The organism is Pseudomonas sp. FSL R10-0056, assembly GCF_009600105.1.
Lineage (GTDB): Bacteria > Pseudomonadota > Gammaproteobacteria > Pseudomonadales > Pseudomonadaceae > Aquipseudomonas > Aquipseudomonas bubulae.
Map to the genome: position 1 here is coordinate 110,465 of NZ_WIWL01000193.1, position 17,975 is coordinate 128,439.

Annotated in this window: 18 protein-coding genes; 12 read left to right on the forward strand and 6 right to left on the reverse strand. The window is 58.8% G+C overall.

What is annotated here, in order from left to right; genetic code table 11:
* The first annotated feature begins 20 nt into the window (after positions 1-20).
* The 5 genes from GHO42_RS16925 to epsC all read left to right on the forward strand — a co-directional run bounded on the left by GHO42_RS16925 (position 21) and on the right by epsC (position 7,312).
* Positions 21-1,361 carry a hemolysin family protein gene (locus tag GHO42_RS16925; protein ID WP_094999623.1) on the forward strand — a complete coding sequence of 447 codons (1,341 nt, stop codon included), beginning with the start codon at positions 21-23 and terminating at the stop codon, positions 1,359-1,361.
* A 207-nt stretch (positions 1,362-1,568) separates the two neighbouring features.
* A complete protein-coding gene (locus GHO42_RS16930; RefSeq protein ID WP_138738412.1) occupies positions 1,569-2,876 on the forward strand; it encodes a CitMHS family transporter in 1,308 nt (435 codons plus the stop codon).
* Positions 2,877-3,171: 295 nt separating this feature from the next.
* Complete coding sequence (locus GHO42_RS16935; RefSeq protein WP_094999625.1) at positions 3,172-4,830, forward strand: Na/Pi cotransporter family protein; 1,659 nt, start codon at positions 3,172-3,174, stop codon at positions 4,828-4,830.
* Between the two features lie 83 nt (positions 4,831-4,913).
* A complete protein-coding gene (locus GHO42_RS16940) occupies positions 4,914-6,290 on the forward strand; it encodes a pitrilysin family protein (protein WP_153326282.1) in 1,377 nt (458 codons plus the stop codon).
* A gap of 95 nt (positions 6,291-6,385) precedes the next feature.
* Positions 6,386-7,312: a serine O-acetyltransferase EpsC gene (gene epsC / locus GHO42_RS16945; protein WP_094999627.1), complete on the forward strand. Its 927-nt coding sequence runs from the start codon at positions 6,386-6,388 to the stop codon at positions 7,310-7,312.
* A gap of 113 nt (positions 7,313-7,425) precedes the next feature.
* Here the strand turns inward: epsC and trpA are convergent, their stop codons facing one another.
* Positions 7,426-8,232: a tryptophan synthase subunit alpha gene (gene trpA / locus GHO42_RS16950; RefSeq protein ID WP_153326280.1), complete on the reverse strand. Its 807-nt coding sequence runs from the start codon at positions 8,230-8,232 to the stop codon at positions 7,426-7,428.
* The gene (gene trpB / locus GHO42_RS16955; RefSeq protein ID WP_095020612.1) at positions 8,232-9,452 is read right to left on the reverse strand and encodes a tryptophan synthase subunit beta; all 1,221 of its coding nucleotides are present in this window, start codon (positions 9,450-9,452) and stop codon (positions 8,232-8,234) included. Before trpB ends, trpA begins: the two co-directional genes overlap by 1 nt.
* Before the next feature lie 113 nt (positions 9,453-9,565).
* Here trpB and GHO42_RS16960 point away from each other — a divergent pair, with 113 nt between their 5' ends.
* Complete coding sequence (locus GHO42_RS16960) at positions 9,566-10,462, forward strand: LysR family transcriptional regulator (protein WP_095038472.1); 897 nt, start codon at positions 9,566-9,568, stop codon at positions 10,460-10,462.
* Here the strand turns inward: GHO42_RS16960 and GHO42_RS16965 are convergent.
* Positions 10,459-10,785: a YqjD family protein gene (locus GHO42_RS16965; protein ID WP_016782799.1), complete on the reverse strand. Its 327-nt coding sequence runs from the start codon at positions 10,783-10,785 to the stop codon at positions 10,459-10,461. The genes GHO42_RS16960 and GHO42_RS16965 overlap by 4 nt on opposite strands.
* Before the next feature lie 154 nt (positions 10,786-10,939).
* On the opposite strand from GHO42_RS16965, the gene GHO42_RS16970 reads away from it, so the two are divergent.
* Both GHO42_RS16970 and GHO42_RS16975 read left to right on the forward strand, forming a co-directional pair.
* Complete coding sequence (locus GHO42_RS16970; RefSeq protein ID WP_094999631.1) at positions 10,940-11,155, forward strand: dodecin; 216 nt, start codon at positions 10,940-10,942, stop codon at positions 11,153-11,155.
* Between the two features lie 119 nt (positions 11,156-11,274).
* Positions 11,275-11,499: a DUF1161 domain-containing protein gene (locus GHO42_RS16975; RefSeq protein WP_094999632.1), complete on the forward strand. Its 225-nt coding sequence runs from the start codon at positions 11,275-11,277 to the stop codon at positions 11,497-11,499.
* Positions 11,500-11,619: 120 nt separating this feature from the next.
* Here the strand turns inward: GHO42_RS16975 and GHO42_RS16980 are convergent, their stop codons facing one another.
* Positions 11,620-12,624, reverse strand: coding sequence for an LLM class flavin-dependent oxidoreductase (locus GHO42_RS16980; protein WP_095020613.1), 1,005 nt, complete (start codon positions 12,622-12,624; stop codon positions 11,620-11,622).
* 215 nt (positions 12,625-12,839) lie between these two features.
* On the opposite strand from GHO42_RS16980, the gene GHO42_RS16985 reads away from it, so the two are divergent.
* A complete protein-coding gene (locus tag GHO42_RS16985) occupies positions 12,840-13,271 on the forward strand; it encodes an OsmC family protein (protein WP_094999634.1) in 432 nt (143 codons plus the stop codon).
* 147 nt (positions 13,272-13,418) lie between these two features.
* Positions 13,419-13,664 carry a DUF1161 domain-containing protein gene (locus tag GHO42_RS16990; RefSeq protein ID WP_094999635.1) on the forward strand — a complete coding sequence of 82 codons (246 nt, stop codon included), beginning with the start codon at positions 13,419-13,421 and terminating at the stop codon, positions 13,662-13,664.
* On the opposite strand, the gene GHO42_RS16995 is transcribed toward GHO42_RS16990, so the two are convergent.
* Positions 13,656-14,072: a hypothetical protein gene (locus GHO42_RS16995; RefSeq protein ID WP_095026761.1), complete on the reverse strand. Its 417-nt coding sequence runs from the start codon at positions 14,070-14,072 to the stop codon at positions 13,656-13,658. The two genes, GHO42_RS16990 and GHO42_RS16995, sit on opposite strands and share 9 nt — an antisense overlap.
* A gap of 74 nt (positions 14,073-14,146) precedes the next feature.
* Between GHO42_RS16995 and GHO42_RS17000 the strand changes: the two genes are divergently transcribed.
* Complete coding sequence (locus tag GHO42_RS17000; RefSeq protein WP_095023158.1) at positions 14,147-15,193, forward strand: aminopeptidase; 1,047 nt, start codon at positions 14,147-14,149, stop codon at positions 15,191-15,193.
* 112 nt (positions 15,194-15,305) lie between these two features.
* A complete protein-coding gene (locus GHO42_RS17005; RefSeq protein ID WP_153326278.1) occupies positions 15,306-17,312 on the forward strand; it encodes a M3 family metallopeptidase in 2,007 nt (668 codons plus the stop codon).
* A gap of 6 nt (positions 17,313-17,318) precedes the next feature.
* On the opposite strand, the gene GHO42_RS17010 is transcribed toward GHO42_RS17005, so the two are convergent.
* The gene (locus GHO42_RS17010) at positions 17,319-17,951 is read right to left on the reverse strand and encodes a dual specificity protein phosphatase family protein (RefSeq protein ID WP_094999639.1); all 633 of its coding nucleotides are present in this window, start codon (positions 17,949-17,951) and stop codon (positions 17,319-17,321) included.
* Positions 17,952-17,975: the final 24 nt, after the last annotated feature.

Here is a 17,975-nt window from a genome sequence, read left to right on the forward strand (position 1 = left end):
GGAACCCGTAAAACTCCATCATGGACCCTTCCCCTGGCTTGACCCTCGCGACACTCTTCGCCGACTTCGGCATGATTCTTTTTGCTTTGATCCTGGTTTTGCTCAACGGTTTTTTCGTTGCGGCCGAATTTGCCATGGTCAAATTGCGCTCCACCCGGGTTGAGGCGATAGCCGAAGACAACGGCTGGCGCGGGCAGATCCTGCGCACCGTGCATAACCAGCTCGACGCCTACCTGTCTGCCTGCCAGCTGGGTATCACCCTGGCCTCGCTGGGCCTGGGCTGGGTCGGCGAGCCGGCGTTCGCCCATATCCTGGAGCCGCTGCTGGGCGCCATCGGCGTCTCGTCGCCTGAAGTGATCAAGGGCGTATCGTTCTTTACCGCCTTCTTTATCATTTCCTACCTGCACATCGTGGTCGGTGAGCTGGCGCCCAAGTCCTGGGCCATCCGCAAGCCAGAGACCCTGTCGCTGTGGACCGCCGTGCCGCTGTACCTGTTCTACTGGGCCATGTACCCGGCGATTTACCTGCTCAACGCCAGTGCCAACGCGATTTTGCGTATTGCCGGCCAGGGTGAGCCCGGTGCCCATCACGATCACGCTTACAGCCGTGAAGAACTCAAGCTGATCCTGCACTCCAGCCGTGGCCAGGATCCGAGCGACCAGGGCATGCGCGTGCTGGCTTCTGCCGTGGAAATGGGCGAGCTGGAAGTGGTCGACTGGGCCAACTCCCGCGAAGACCTGGTGACCCTGGATTCCAAGGCGCCGCTCAAGGACATCCTGGCGCTGTTCCGTCGCCACAAATTCAGCCGCTACCCGGTCTATGATGCCGACACCAACACCTTCGTCGGTTTGCTGCACATCAAGGATCTGCTGCTGGAACTGGCCGACCTGGACCACTTGCCCGAAACCTTCAACCTTGAAGAACTGACCCGACCGCTGGAGCGGGTGTCGCGGCATATGCCGCTGAGTCAGTTGCTTGAGCAGTTCCGCAAGGGCGGCGCGCACTTTGCCCTGGTTGAAGAAGCTGACGGCAAGGTGGTGGGCTACCTGACCATGGAGGACGTGCTGGAAGTGCTGGTAGGTGATATCCAGGACGAACACCGCAAGGCCGAGCGCGGCATTCTGTCGTATCAGCCTGGCAAGCTGCTGGTGCGCGGCGACACGCCGCTGTTCAAGATTGAACGCTTGCTGGGTGTGGACCTTGACCACGTTGAAGCCGAAACCGTCGCGGGCCTGATCTACGACACCCTCAAGCGGGTTCCGGCCGAAGAAGAACAACTGGAAGTCGAAGGCCTGCGCATCATCATCAAAAAGATGAAAGGTCCGAAAATCGTCCTGGCCAAAGTCCTCAAGCTGGATTAAATCCCGCTCTTTGTAGCAGCTGCCTCGTTCCTTCGGCAGCTGCTACAAAGATTTATGCAACTCTCCCTTCTGTAAGAACTTTTGCCAGCGAAAGCTGGCTGAAAGCTTCCCTCTCTAGCATCGAGTCATTACCGGCAACAGACCGGTTGGCCTGCCACGCGTACAACCCGCGGTCAGCGCCTTACTACAACAATAAGGGTGACTTTCATGCTGACCTTCCTTGGCTTTGCCATGGTCATTACATTCATGTACCTGATCATGACCAAGCGTCTTTCCGCCCTGATCGCCCTGATTCTGGTGCCCATCCTGTTTGCCATTTTCGGCGGTTTTGCCCCGAAAATCGGCCCGATGATGCTCGAAGGCATCACCAAGCTGGCCCCTACCGGGGTGATGCTGATGTTCGCCATCCTCTACTTTGCCCTGATGATCGACTCCGGTCTGTTTGACCCGGCAGTGCGCAAGATCCTCAAGCTGGTCAAGGGTGATCCGCTGAAAATCTCGGTGGGCACGGCGGTGCTGGCGCTGGTGGTGTCCCTGGATGGCGACGGCGCGACCACCTACATGATTTGCGTGGCGGCCATGCTGCCGCTCTACAGCCGTATCGGGATGAGCCCGCGGATCATGGCCGGCCTGATCATCCTGGCCGGCGGCGTGATGAACATGACGCCCTGGGGCGGCCCGACAGCACGGGCGGCCAGTGCGCTGCACGTCGATCCTTCGGATATTTTTGTACCGATGATCCCGGCAATGCTCGCCGGCTGCGCAGCGATCCTGGTCATCGCCTGGTTCTACGGCAAGCGCGAGCGTGCGCGTCTGGGCGAATTGCACCTGCACGGCGATGAAGTCGACCACAGCGAAATCAGCGTGTCGCAGTATCCAGATGCACGTCGACCTAAACTGATCTGGTTCAACGGTGCATTGACCCTGGCGCTGATGATCGCGCTGATTGCCGGCCTGCTGCCTCTGCCCGTGTTGTTTATGGTCGCGTTCAGTATCGCGATGATCGTCAACTATCCTTGCCTGCAACAGCAAAAAGACCGTGTAGCGGCCCATGCTGGCAGTGTCCTGGCAGTGGTTGGGCTGATTTTTGCCGCGGGTATCTTCACTGGCATCCTGTCGGGCACCGGGATGGTCGATGCCATGTCCAAAAGCCTGTTGGCCGTGATTCCGCCTGCGCTCGGGCCGTATCTGGCGGTGATCACCGCGCTGGTGAGCATGCCCTTCACCTTCTTCATGTCCAACGATGCGTTCTACTACGGGGTACTGCCTGTATTGGCCGAAGCGGCCAGCCACTACGGCATCACTGCCGCCGAAATGGCCCGTGCCTCAATTGTCGGCCAGCCAGTGCATTTGCTCAGTCCGCTGGTGCCCTCGACCTACCTGCTGGTAGCCCTGGCCGGTATCGAGTTTGGCGATCACCAGCGTTTCACCCTCAAGTGGGCGATTCTGGTGTGCCTGTGCATCATGGTCGCCGCGCTGCTGCTGGGCACATTCCCGCTGTTCAGTACGCTGTAACACAGCAATCGCGTAGCAGCTGCCGAGGAACGAAGGCTGCGTTCGAGCGCGAAGCGGTCGTAAAGTCTGAGCCTATGGTGTGCCTGACACACCGCAAACGCCGATTTTACGACTGCTGCGCAGCCGGACGCAGCCTTCGTTCCTCGGCAGCTGCTACGAGGTATTAATCTTTCAACCCTGCCCCTGCTATGCGATGCTGGCGCTCTGCTCAATTGCCGACTACATCTTAAGAAACATCTGTAGGAACGGCCCGCAGCTATCTGATCCTTAGACACATCTACCACAGGGAGCCAGCATGCTGACCCTGCTCAATCTGCTTTCCGCCGTGGCCTTGCTCATCTGGGGCACGCATATCGTCCGTACCGGCATCTTGCGGGTCTACGGTACCAACCTGCGCCATGTCATCGGGCAAAACGTCTCCAGGCGCATGTTTGCCTTTGTCGCGGGGATCGTGGTTACCGCCATGGTGCAGAGCAGCAACGCCACGGCCATGCTGGTCACTTCCTTTGTCGGCCAGGGGCTGATGGCGCTCACTCCCGCGCTGGCCACCATGCTCGGTGCCGATGTCGGTACGGCCTTGATGGCGCGGGTGCTGACCTTCGACCTGTCGTGGCTGTCGCCGCTGTTGATTTTTCTGGGTGTGATTTTCTTTTTGACCCGCAAGCAAACCCGTGCCGGGCAACTGGGGCGGGTGGGCATTGGCCTGGGCTTGATCATCCTGGCGTTGCAATTGATTGTCGAAGCCGCCACACCCATCACCCATGCTCAGGGCGTGAAGGTGATTTTTGCTTCGTTGACCGGCGATATTCTGCTCGATGCCCTGGTTGGCGCCCTGTTCGCCATGGTGTCTTACTCAAGCCTGGCAGCCGTGCTGCTGACCGCCACATTGGCGGGCGCGGGGGTTATCAGCCTGCATGTGGCCATCGGCCTGGTGATTGGCGCCAATATCGGCAGCGGCATACTGGCGTTTCTCAGTACCAATATGCAGAACGCAGCGGGCCGGCAGGTGGCATTGGGCAGCCTGCTGTACAAGCTGATCGGCCTGTTGTTGATCATGCCCGTGCTCGACCCGCTGGTGGCCTGGATGGACAGCCTGAGCTATAGCGCCCAGGAGTTGGTGATCGGCTTCCATCTGCTCTACAACACCGCCCGCTGTTTCTTGATGTTGCCGACAGTAGGCCTGATGGCGCGCATTTGCGCCTGGCTGCTGCCTGAGCGCGAGCAAACCAACGGTGTCGCCAAACCGCGCCACCTGGACCCCGCCGCCCTCGATACACCGAGCCTGGCGCTAGCCAATGCGGTGCGCGAAACCCTGCGCATTGGCGACCTGATCGACACCATGTTGGTCAATATGCTCGACGTTCTACGCGGCAAGCAAACCGCTATCACCGCGGAAATGCGCACGTTGAGCGATGAAGTCGAAGTGCTCTACAGCGCGGTAAAACTCTATCTGGCACAAATGCCTCGGGAGGATTTAAGCGAGCAGGACAGTCGGCGCTGGGCTGAAATCATCGAACTGGCGATCAACCTCAAACTTGCCAGTGATGTAATCGAACGCATGCTGCGCAAAGTCCAGCAGCAGAAAACCTCCCAGCGCCGGTCATTTTCAGAAACAGGGCTGGAGGAGCTGGTGGGCCTGCAAACCCAGTTGATCGATAATTTGCGTCTTGGGCTGACGGTGTTTCTCAATTCCGACCCGCAGAACGCCCGCCAATTGCTGCGTGAAAAACGCCGCTTTCGCGCCCAGGAGCGGCGTTTGGCCCACGCTCACGTAAGTCGCTTGCAGCGTAAAGTCACACAAAGTATCGAGACCAGTTCTATGCATCTGGAGCTGATCGCGGACATGAAACGCCTTAACTCGCTGTTTTGCGGCAGCGCCTACGTGGTGCTGGAGACCTCTGAAACCGGGGCCCTGGAGCTTGATGACGCAGCCGACACGCAACATTCGCCTTGAACGTTGTACGTCGGGCTGTTGTCAGCCGTTATGCAGCGACTAAGCTGCACGGGCTCAAGGATTCGAGAATTCAGGGATTTTTTATGCGTTGCCTGCTGTTTATCTGCTTGCTGCTTGGCGCTGCCCAAGGCTTTGCCCTGGATCGCTACAGCGTTGAGGGCTATCAACTGCCCAATGGTCTGCAACTGATCCTCAAACCCAACAACGATCGCGATCATGTGGCCATTCGGCTGGTGGTAGGGGTGGGTATGGATGACTTTTCCTGCGCCGATCAGCAATTGCCCCATCTGCTGGAACATTTGCTCTTCAGCGGCATCGACGACACCGGTGAAGGGGGGCTGGAGGAGCGCATGCAAGCGCTGGGGGGCGAATGGAACGCTTTTACCAGCAGCGCCGATACCACCTTTGTAATCGAGGCCCCGGCAAAAAATCAGCGCAAGATTCTCGACCTGCTGCTGGGGTTGCTGACCCGCACACAGCTGACCGAGCAGCGTATCAGCGACGCCAAGCAGGTGGTCGAGCGCGAAGACGGCGGCCATTATTCGCACTTGCAGCGCTGGCTGGACCGTCAGGACCTGGGCCACAGCGCCAGCAACCAGTTGGCTGTCGAATTGGGCCTGAAGTGCGCCGAACGGGCCGAAGTGCATAACCTGACGCGCCAGCAGTTAGAGGCCGTACGCCAGAAGTGGTACGCGCCCAACAACATGACACTGATTATCGTCGGCGACCTTGACCGTTTCTTGCCAGCTTATCTGGAGCGAGCCTACGGTGCCCTCGAGCCGGTTGACCCCAGCGAGCACCGTCCCCTGGCCGCCATCGATGCCAAGGCCGACGCAGAGCGCGAGCTGGTGCGCGGTGTGGTCGGCGACACGGCAACCCTGCACTGGTTGCTGCCCGAACCGGTTATCGAAGGGCAATCCGATGAAACCTGGACCCTGCTGCGCGATTATCTGGAGTGGGCGCTGTACAGCGAACTGCGGCTCAAGCACGGCTTGTCTTACGGCCCCTGGGCTGAGCGCGAGGTGTTTGGCGGCGTGAGTTTTCTGAGTCTGAATGCGGATCTTGAACGCGAGAACGTGCCCAGGGCCCGTGAGGTGATGCAGCAACTCACGTCACGGCTGCTCAAGGACGGGCTGGATCCGCAGGTGTTTGCCCGACTCAAGCAAACGGCCATTTCCCGTCAGGCGTGGACGGTGCAAGGCAGCAGTGCGCTGGCCGATTACTACTGGGCCTCGCTGGGAGACTACGATGAAGGCCGTTTTGCCGACCCTGCCCGGCAGTTGCAGGCCATTAACCTGGAGCAGGCAAATGCCGCACTGCGCGAGTTGTTTGCCGAGCCCGGGTACATTCGCATCGAAAAGCCGCTATTCAGCTATCACGGCTTGAGCATGGCCATTTTGGGCGGGTTGCTACTGTTGATCAGCGCTGCGGTGGGTTGGCGCCTCTGGCGCCGGCGTTAAGGCTTGATTGCCGGAGTCGCAAACGTTTTGATACCGTAAAATCATTGCCTATTCGCGGCTGGTTGATCCAGCCGCCAGCGTGCGGAGTATTCATCGTGAGTGATCGTTCCAATCCTTGGCAATTGCAGGCCATCGTCTGCCAACTGCGCGCGGCGCGAAACCAGTGGCGTACGCAAAACGGCCGCGTCAGTGGCGAACAGGGCGGTCGCGAGCTGCCGTCGCGTGCTGCAATGGCCGATATTCTTGAAGCTCTTTGCGGTGCTTTGTTTCCGATGCGTTTGGGCCCGGTGGACCTGCGTGAAGAGAGCGAAGATTTCTACGTGGGCCACACCCTGGACGTAGCCCTCAATGCGTTGCTGACCCAGGCCCGGCTGGAGTTGCGTTATGTCGCGCGTCAGGGCGGGTTGCCGGATGAGGGAGTGGATGCGACGGCGACCTTGCTGATTCAGGACTTCGCCCTGGCATTGCCGGGTTTGCGCAGCATTCTCGATACTGACGTACTGGCCGCTTACCACGGTGACCCGGCGGCGCGCAGCGTCGATGAAGTGCTGCTGTGCTACCCGGGAATTCTGGCGGTGATTCATCACCGGTTGGCGCACCACCTGTACCGTGCCGGGCTACCGCTGCTGGCGCGCATCAGCGCAGAAATCGCCCATTCGGCCACGGGGATCGACATTCACCCCGGCGCGCAGATTGGCCGCAGTTTCTTTATCGATCACGGCACGGGTGTGGTGATTGGTGAAACTGCGATTATTGGCGAGCGTGTGCGGATTTATCAGGCGGTGACGTTGGGTGCCAAGCGGTTCCCGGCGGATGAGTCGGGACAGCTGCAAAAAGGCCATCCACGTCATCCGATCGTTGAGGATGATGTGGTGATTTATGCGGGAGCGACGATTTTGGGGCGTATCACCATTGGTCAGGGTTCGACCATTGGTGGCAACGTATGGTTGACCCGCAGCGTACCGGCAGGCAGCAACCTGACCCAGGCCAACCTGCTGCATGATGACGGGACGCAGAAGTAATACTGTGTAAGCCTCTTGCCCTCACCCCAGCCCTCTCCCGGGGGGAGAGGGAGCCGATGTGTGGTGACATCCCCCAATCAGTCCCCTCTCCCTCCGGGAGAGGGGCTCTTGATCTAGCGGGCGCTACGTACACCTTCAGCCAGCGCAGCACACAAACTCAGCACACCATCCACCGCCTGTTCAGGCGTCGCTGCATTCTCGATCTTGTCGATCAGGGCCGAGCCCACCACCACGCCATCGGCCAGGCGGGCAATTGCCGCAGCCTGTTCAGGGGTACGGATACCAAAGCCCACGCTGATCGGCAAATCAGTATGCCGACGCAGACGCTCGATAGCCGCGCTCACCTGTTCCGTGGTGGCCGAACCGGCACCGGTCACGCCCGCCACCGAAACGTAATATACAAAGCCCGAACTGCCAGCCAATACGGTCGGCAGGCGTACGTCGTCCGTGGTTGGCGTGGTCAGGCGGATAAAGTCCAGGCCTGCAGCCTGCGCCGGGTCGCACAGCTCGTTGTTGTGCTCGGGTGGCATGTCGACCACGATCAGGCCGTCTACGCCCGCCTCTTTGGCTTCGGCGATAAAACGCGCCACGCCATAGTGGTGGATCGGGTTGAAATAGCCCATCAGCACCAGCGGAGTGTCGTTGTTACCGGTACGAAATTCACGAACCATCTGCAGGGTTTTTGCCAGGTTCTGCTTGGCGCCCAATGCACGGATGTTGGCCAGCTGGATCGCCGGGCCGTCGGCCATCGGATCGGTGAAGGGCATGCCCAGTTCGATCACATCGGCGCCTGCTGCCGGCAAGCCTTTGAGGATGGCCAGCGAGGTGTCGTAATCCGGGTCACCGGCGGTGACAAAGGTCACCAGCGCCGCGCGGTTTTGTTCCTTGAGAGCGGTAAAGCGCGTTTGCAGGCGGCTCATCAGTGTTGCTCCTGTTGAGACTGTTCCATGTGGTGCATCACGGTTTGCATGTCTTTGTCGCCGCGACCCGAAAGGTTGACCACCATCAGGTGATCGGCCGGCAGGGTCGGTGCGCGCTTGAACACTTCGGCCAGCGCGTGGGCGCTTTCCAGGGCCGGGATGATGCCTTCAAGGCGGCAGCATTTGTGGAAGGCATCCAGCGCCTCAGCGTCGGTCACCGAGGTGTACTGGACACGACCGATATCGTGCAACCAGGCGTGTTCAGGGCCGATGCCCGGGTAGTCCAGGCCTGCGGAAATCGAATGGGCGTCGATGATCTGGCCATCGTCGTCCTGCAACAGGAAGGTGCGGTTGCCGTGCAACACGCCCGGCTCACCGCCATTGAGGCTGGCCGCGTGCTTGCCGGTTTCGATACCGTAGCCGGCGGCTTCTACGCCGATGATTTCAACGCTGGTGTCATCCAGGAACGGGTGGAACAGGCCCATGGCGTTGGAGCCACCGCCGATGCATGCCACCAGGCTGTCCGGCAGGCGGCCTTCCTGTGCTTGCATCTGGTCGCGGGTTTCCTTGCCGATCACGGCCTGGAAGTCGCGCACCATCGCCGGGTAAGGATGCGGGCCAGCCACGGTGCCGATCAGGTAAAAGGTGCTGTCAACGTTGGTCACCCAGTCACGCAAGGCTTCGTTCATTGCATCTTTGAGGGTGCCAGTGCCGGCCACCACCGGGATCACTTCGGCGCCCAGCAGCTTCATGCGGAACACGTTGGCCTGCTGGCGCTCGATGTCGGTGGTGCCCATGTAGATCACGCACTGCAGGCCAAAGCGCGCAGCCACGGTGGCAGTGGCCACGCCGTGCATGCCGGCGCCGGTCTCGGCGATGATGCGTTTTTTGCCCATGCGCCGTGCCAGCAGGATCTGGCCGATGCAGTTGTTGATCTTGTGGGCGCCGGTGTGGTTCAGCTCTTCGCGCTTGAGGTAGATCTTGGCGCCGCCACAGAACTCGGTCAGCCGCTCGGCGAAGTACAGCGGGCTTGGGCGGCCCACGTAGTCGCGTTGGAAGTAGGCCAGCTCCTTGATGAACTCAGGGTCTTTTTTCGCCAGCTCGTACTCGCGATCCAGGTCAAGGATCAGCGGCATCAGGGTTTCAGCCACATAACGGCCGCCAAATGAGCCAAACAGGCCATTGGCATCAGGGCCGGTACGCAAAGTGGATTGAGTCATGTGACGCTCCAGATAAAAAATGGCGAAGGTCTATGGGCCTGACTGTACCCGTGACAGCCCGGGATGAAAACCGATAAGATCGCCGTAACCTGTCAGGAAAACTCACAGATACCATGAGCCGCGATCTCCCCCCTCTTAATGCCCTGCGTGCCTTTGAAGCCACCGCCCGCCTGAGCAGCGTCAGCCAGGCGGCTGAGCAGCTACACGTCACCCACGGTGCCGTCAGTCGGCAATTGAAAGTGCTGGAAGAGCACCTGGGGGTGAGCCTGTTCGTCAAGGAAGGGCGCGGGCTAAAGCTGACCGAAGCCGGTATCCGCTTGCGGGATGCCAGTAGCGAAGCCTTTGAGCGCTTGAGAAATGTATGCGCTGAACTCACGCAAAGCCAGGTTGACGCTCCGTTCGTGCTCGGCTGTTCAGGCAGTTTGCTGGCGCGCTGGTTTATTCCGCGCCTGGGCCGATTGAATGCCGACTTGCCTGACTTGCGCCTGCACCTGTCGGCCGGTGAAGGCGATCTGGACCCGCGTCGCCCCGGGCTGGATGCATTGCTGGTGTTTGCCGAGCCACCCTGGCCAGCAGACATGCAGGTTTACGAATTAGCCAGCGAGCGCATTGGCCCGGTGGTCAGTCCCCGTTATGCGCGGTACGAACAACTGCGCCATGCCCCGGCCAGCGCCTTGCTCGACGAACCGTTGCTGCACACCACTTCGCGGCCGCAGGCATGGCCGAGCTGGGCGCAAAAAAACGCAATTGAGACGAAGGATTTAAAATACGGGCAGGGGTTTGAGCACTTGTATTACTTGCTGGAAGCCGCCGTTGCGGGGCTGGGTGTGGCGATTGCTCCCGAGCCGCTGGTGGCCCAGGACCTGCAAGCAGGACGGCTGGCTGCGCCCTGGGGCTTCAATGAAACCCCGGGGCAACTGACGTTATGGTTGCCCAAGCGCGCCGCAGACGGACGCGCCAGGCAACTTGCGCAATGGCTCAAGGCAGAGCTTGCGCGCAGCGCAGATTAATTGCCGCGCTTGCACAACAGGAAGGCTGCCAGCAGACCCAGTGCGCCGATGGCAACGCCAGCGGTGGCATACGGATGCTCTTGGGCGTATTCACGGGTAGCGATCGCGGTTTCGCGGGTTTTGTCCTTCACTTCTTCCAGCGCATCGCTGAGCAGATGACGTGAATGCTTCAGCGCGTTCTCGGCGTTGTTTTTGAGGATGCCAAGGGTCTTTTTGGACTCGTCCGAAGCGTCGTGCTTGAGGCTTTCAAGAGACTTGAGCAGGCTCTCGATCTCTGCTTCCATGCTTTGCAATGAGGCTTTACGTAAAGAGTTGCTAGCCATTAGGGCTCTCCTGCATTGATGAGTGAGGTGCTTGTTAAGTCGGACTACAGGGGCGTGAGAAAGTGCAGTTAACCTGAACTTTTCCTTTTAGATTGCCTACAAAGTATTTAGCACATTCGCTGCTAGGCTTTGATTTACGACAAAGGAGAACGTTATGTCTGACCATCACACCTACAAGAAAGTCGAATTGGTAGGCTCGTCCCCGACCAGCATAGAAGACGCCATCGGTAATGCACTGGCCGAAGCCAACAAAAGCATCAAGCACCTTGAATGGTTCGAGGTGATCGACACCCGCGGCCATATCAAGGACGGCAAGGTGGCGCACTATCAGGTAACGCTCAAAATCGGCTTCAGGATTGCCAGCAGTTGATTTGAGGCAAGGTTTTGCCCCGCGGACTGGCCGTTTGCCATAAAGTCCGCTACACAGTCTGGGTGCAATGCGGCATGTTCGCATTGCACCCTTTTTGTTTTGACCGGGGAATGTGACCGATGAAAAAGCTTTTATTGGCTGTAGGTTTGCTGAGTCTGGCAGGAACGGCGTTCGCGGCGGGCAAGCCGTGCGAAGAACTGAAAAGCGAAATTGCGGCGAAGATTGAAGCTAACGGCGCCAGACATTATTCGCTGACGGTTGTGGAAAAAGGTGCTGCCGCTGACGGCAAGGTAGTGGGCTCTTGCGAAGCCGGCACCAAAGAAATTGTCTACAAGCGCGGGTAAGTCCAGCGCAGTAGTAGATCTTGTGGGAGCGGGCTTGCTCGCGATGCGCACGCTGCGGTGTTTCAGATCAATCGCGTCGATACCATCGCGAGCAAGCCCGCTCCCACACTTCCCTTTGCGTCAGGCTCCTTTCATCACCTGCGACAGCAATTCATACGAGTGAATGCGGTCTGCGTGTTCGTACAGATCACAGGTAAAAATCAACTCATCGGCCTGGGTCTGCTCGACCAGCACGTCCAGCTTGGCCTTGATCTTCTGCGGGCTGCCGACCATCGCCAGGCCCAGGAAACTCATCACCGCCTCTTTTTCGTGGGGCAGCCACAAACCGTCCATCGTCGCCACCGGCGCGCGCTGCACCAGACTCTGCCCGCGCATCAGCGCCAGGATTCGCTGGTACACCGAGGTGGCCAGGTACTCGGCCTGCTCGTCGGTGTCAGCAGCCACCAGCGGCACGCCCAGCATCACGTAGGGCTTGTCCAGCACGGCAGAAGGCTTGAAGTGGTTGCGATAAACGCGAATCGCTTCATGCATCAACCGTGGTGCGAAATGTGATGCAAAGGCGTAAGGCAAACCCAGTTCACCGGCCAATTGTGCACTGAACAGACTGGAGCCCAGCAGCCAGACCGGCACATTGGTGCCAGTGCCCGGCATGGCGATGATCCGTTGGTCGGGAGTACGTGGGCCCAGATAGCGCATCAGCTCGGCCACATCCTGCGGGAAATCATCGGCACTGCCCGAACGCTCACGACGCAGGGCGCGGGCGGTCATCTGATCCGAGCCGGGCGCGCGGCCAAGGCCCAAGTCAATGCGTCCCGGGTACAGGCTTTCGAGGGTACCGAATTGCTCGGCGATAACCAGCGGCGCATGGTTGGGCAGCATCACGCCGCCCGAGCCGACACGGATGGTTGACGTACCGCCGGCGAGATAACCGATCAACACCGAGGTCGCCGAACTGGCAATCCCATCCATGTTGTGGTGTTCCGCTACCCAGAAACGGTTGTAGCCGAATTTTTCCACATGCTGTGCCAGATCCAGCGAATTACGCAACGATTGGGCTGCACTGCCGTTTTCGCGGACAGGGACCAGGTCGAGGGTCGAGAATTTGATGTCAGACAGTCGTTTCATCAGCCGGCTACTCCAGGTGGGATGCAGGTCAGGGTGCTCGCATAACCTGCCAGTACTTACAGCAATATGGGCATATACCCGAGTTTCAATGGTCGACTGGGAATTGAGCTACTAAAAATGAAGATTGGTCCGACAGGGTGAACTTTGTGGGGCGAACTACCCTCACTAGTTCATTCAAGGCGTGAAACCTTCGCGCCGTTCTTCAGGAGGCACGCATGAGTATTAAAAAGAAAGCATCGGCTCATTGGGCAGGCGACCTTAAAACCGGCATTGGCTCCATCTCCACAGAAACCGGCGTGCTGCGCGAAGCGCCTTATGGCTTCAAGGCGAGGTTCGAAGGCGGTAAGGGCACCAACCCCGAAGAGCTGATCGGCGCAGCCCATGCAGGCTGTTTCTCGATGGCCTTGTCGATGATTCTCGGTGATGCCGGCCTCAAGGCCGACAGTATCGATACCACTGCTGAAGTAACCCTGGATCAAGTGGACGGCGGCTTTGCAATTACGGCCGTGCATCTGGTGCTCAAGGCCAAGGTGCCCGGCGCCACCCAGGCGCAATTCGACGAACTGACCACCAAAGCCAAAGAGGGCTGCCCGGTGTCCAAGGTACTGAACGCCAAAATCACCCTCGACGCGACGTTGGTGAGCTGACACCACCTGTGTGCCCCGCTAACCGCTAGCGGGGCACAATCGATACCCGGCTGCGACAGATCAGTCCTGCGCTGTGCGATATGTGATCGAATGGTCGTTACTCGCGTCAGATCATGACTTTGCGTTCTGCCTCAAGGGAGTCTCACCATGAAACGTTTTGCTCTAGCTGTAGTTTGCTGCGCCTTGGCCACCTCGGCTCTGGCGGCGCCCAAGCCGTGCGAAGAACTGAAAGCCGAAATCGAAGCCAAGATCCAGGCGAACAATGTGTCGTCCTACACCCTCGAAATCGTGAGCAATGAAGAAGTTCATGACGAGAACATGGTGGTTGGTTCGTGTGAAAGCGGCACCAAGAAAATCATCTACCAGAACAACGACCGTCAGCCTTCAAGGTAAGCAGTTGACCAGCCGCTCCTCGGCGACCACCTTGCCCGTTGCGTCGTACAGCCGGGCGTAGGCGTTGAAGCCCAGTGAGCGGGCCTGTAGCCGGTAACGCTGGCCGGGCTGGAAGTTGTCGTAATCGACGGTGACGTAACACAGGCGCTCCTGTGGGTCACTGAACATACCCATGCCGCCGACAAACACCTCGAAATCGAAGCGCACCATCAACTCGTGGCTACCTGGCGTTACTTGAAAATAGCGGCCATCGGCCTGTCGCTTGTTATCCAGACGCTCGGCCATTACCAGCTTGCCGGTTTGGGTCTCAAGCTCGACCCAGGCCATGGCGGGATCAGCCGGGGGGATTGGCGTGCTGGTACAGGCGCTGAGCAGACAAGCAGCCAGCAACCACAAAAGCGTGCGCATGATGATGTCCAAAAAAAGTGTTACGCAAGCATAGCGTGCATTATGGTCACATCACTCGCCTACTGGATCGCTTTATGACCTCGCGTGTTCGCGGCTTGTTGGTCCTTGCCTTGCCGCTTCTGCTCAGCGGTTGCTCCAGTGCGGGCTACTACTCGCAATTGGCCGCCGGCCAATGGAATTTATTGCAGGCCCGTGAACCCGTGAGCAAGGTGATTGTTGATCCCCGGCGCCCGACAGCGTTGCGTGAGCAATTGGCAAAAGCCCAGGCTGCGCGCTCCTTCGCCAGCGAGCATTTACACCTGCCGGACAACCAGAGCTATCGTCTGTATGCCGACCTGAAACGGCAGTACGTGGTGTGGAATGTCTTTGCCACCCCGGCGTACTCCCTCGACCCCGTCACCCATTGCTTTCCCATAGCCGGGTGCGTGGCCTACCGGGGTTATTACAGCCAGGGAGCGGCGCGAGGCGAGGCGGCCCTGCAACGCCAGCAGGGCATGGACGTGTTTGTCAGCGGCGTTGAAGCCTATTCCACCCTGGGATGGTTTGATGACCCGATCCTCAATGGCATGCTCAATTGGGGTGATGAGCGCTTGGCCACACTGATCTTTCACGAGCTGGCCCATCAGCAGTTTTATGTGAAGGACGACACTGAATTCAATGAGTCTTTTGCCAGTTTCGTGGAACAGGAAGGCACCCGCCAATGGCGCGTCGAACAAGGCTTGCCACCCTCCGACGGCAGCCATGTGCAGCAACGTGAACAATTTATCACCCTGGTGCTCGACACTCGCCAGCGCTTGAAGACCCTTTATGCACAGCCGTTGCCGGCAGCCGAAATGCAGCAGCGTAAAACCGCTGCATTCGAACGAATGCGCCGTGATTATCGTCAGTTACGGGATGAGCAATGGGCGGGAAATCCGCGCTATGACGCGTGGGTCAATGGCCCTCTCAATAACGCCAAATTGTTGCCCTTCGGTCTTTACGATCAATGGGTGCCTGCCTTCGCAGCCCTGTTCAAGCACGTGGGCGGCGACTGGCCGAGTTTTTATGCCGAAGTTGAACAGCTGGGTAAATTGCCCCCCGAACAGCGTAAGGCTGCCTTGTATAAATGGGCTGAACGCTGAGCTTTTTGAGGCTGCACTACATAGATAGCCCCCCTGAAATCCCTGTCTCAATAGGCTGAGAACCCACCGATACTCAGCCCGAAATGAAGCAGAACTTTCAAGGAATGCTGCCATGGAGCCAACCAACCCGCTGTTGAGCGCGCCCCTTCTGCCCCTTTACAGCAAGGTACGTCTAGAACATCTCAAGCCGGCAATCGAACACATTGTTGCCGACAACCTGCAGTCAATCAGCCGAATCGTCAGTGCCCAGTCCCAACCCACATGGTCGGGCCTGGTGTTGCCGATGGAAGCCCTGACGGCGCGGCTGGATGAAGCCATTGCCGTCATCACGACACTGGGGCAGGTACCAAGAGAAGTGTCATGGGAAACAGACATCGGCCAATGCTTTCTGGCTGCCTACAATTACAAGGCGCAAGTCTTGCAAAATCGCGAGCTTTATCTGGCCTGCAAGGCTTTGGCAGAAAGCCCTGAAGCCATGCAATTTGATCGCTCGCAGCAGGCTCTATTGGGCAAGATACTGCGCGACTACCGGTTGGCTGGGAGTGAGCTGTCAGCCTCTGGCAGAGGCGAACTCATCGAGCTCAACCACGAGATATCACGACAGGAATGGGTTTTTTACGAAAACGCACGACAATCCAGAAAATCCTGGAGCAAGCTGGTTACCGATGAGTCCTTGCTTGCGGGGCTTGCGAGTGAACTCAAGGGGCAGTTGGCAGACATTGCCACGGACGCCGACCTGCAAGGCTGGCTGATAACTCTTCAGGAGCGCGCTACCTACACCGCGATCATGCGCTCATGCGAAAACAGGGCGCTGCGCGAGGAGTTGTTCACGGCCTACAACACGCGGGCTTCCGAGCAGGGCCCCGCAGGCGGGCAATATGGCAATGGCCCGGTGCTCCATGATCTGCTCAGGCTGCGTCAGCAGAAGGCGCGCCTGCTGGGGTATGACAGCCATGCCGAGCTGAGCCTGCAGGGCAAGACGGCAACCTCGGTTGATGAGGTGCTGAGTTTTCTGCGCACTCGAATTGAACGCAAGTCGGCATTTTTTTCAACTCAAACCGCAGAGCTGCATGCCCTGGCGTCGGCCATGCAATACGACGGACTCAAACCATGGGATCTGTTGTTTCTGGCGCAAAAACGCGCTCTGCAACTAAGCCCGCTGGCGGGCGATCAATTGAAATCATATTTTGCGTTCACACGTGTTTTTGAAGGCATCGTGTTACTCGTCAAGCGCCTCTTCGCGGTCGATCTGGTCGAACAGGTATCGTTTGATACCTGGCACCCGGACGTTCGTTTGTTTGAAGTGGTCGAGTCAGGTATTCGGGTGGGGCATCTTTATCTCGATCCTTACCTTCGTGAATCCAAGCCGAATATGTGCTGGATGCAGTCGGCACGTAACCGCAGAATCAATCAGCAAGGGGGCCTGACCACCCCGGTGGCCATTCTCTATGGCAACTTCTCACCCGAATCCCCTGGCTCCCCATCACTGCTGACGCCGCAGCAGTTAACCCTGCTTTTCCATGAGTTGGGTTGTTGCATGAAGCAACTGCTGACCCGCAGTCCCTACGGTGCATTTTCCCGCGTGGATGTACTGAATGCTGAGGCGTCCGGGTTTTCAGGCAAATGCGCTGAAAAGTGGTGCTGGTCACGGGACGGTCTGCGCTGGTTGGCCAGGCATGCCCAGCATGACAGTGAGCTGACCTATGAGCAGATAGACCAAGTACTTGAAGCGCGCAGTGCCGAGCGTTGGCTTGAAACGGCCCGCGAGCTTGGGCTTGCGCTGTTTGATTTTGAACTGCACCGCACCTGGGGCGATGGCCGCAGCGTGGAAGAGATCTGGCGCAGTGCACACAATGAACTCCAGCCGTTACCGTTGGCGCAGAACGACCGATCTGCCAACACTTTCGACGCGATCGTCTCGGGCCATGATGGCGCTTATTTCGTCAATGAATGGGCCGAAGCGATGGCTGAGCAGGTTTTTGCACGGTTTGAACAGCAAGGTGTGTTTGACCCACAAACGGGCTTGGCCTATCGCGAAGCCTTCCATGCACCGGGCATCGAACGCCCGCTGCATGAGTCTTTCGAGATGTTTATGGGCCAGCCGCCCGCGAGCGTGTAGGTATCTTCAGGACTTGAGCCAGTTCTTCACCACGCATGAAGCAAAAGGGCTGGTACTGCATGCGCCGCTGCTCAGGGCTGCGCGCAACTGTGGGATATCCGCCTTCATCATGTAGCTCTCGCCATCTTTGTGGTGCGAGTTTTCGCCAAAGCCGCCCTGGGTCATTTCTTTCAGGGCGTCTTCCTTGCTCCAGTCCTGCACGACCACGCGATACATCGCCGCCATCAGCCCGGTACGGTCCGAACCGTGCTTGCAGTGCATCAATACAGGGCCCTGTGCTTGTGCCGTCTGGATGGCACGCAGCGCGGCCAGCACATCGGTGTCATCTACATGGTTGGTGCGATAAGGCAGTTGGACTTGAGCGACGCCTGGAGTCTTGAGCCAGGAACTGTCGGCATCAGGCAAGAAGTTGATGACGGTGGTTATCTGTAATTTTTCCAGCAGCGGCTGCGCGGCACTGTCAGGCAGTGCGCTGCGGTACAGGGTCGGGGACATTTGATAGAGGTTGTATTGCGTGGCAATGGGCTGTGCCCACTGTACAGGCCGGGCCTGGGCTGTTTCGTCGGCCAGGGCCTGAGGCACAGAAAACGCTGCCAGCAAGGTCAGGCACAGAGCAGGAAAAAACCGGGCTTTGGGCATATCAGTTCGACCATTTACAAAGAA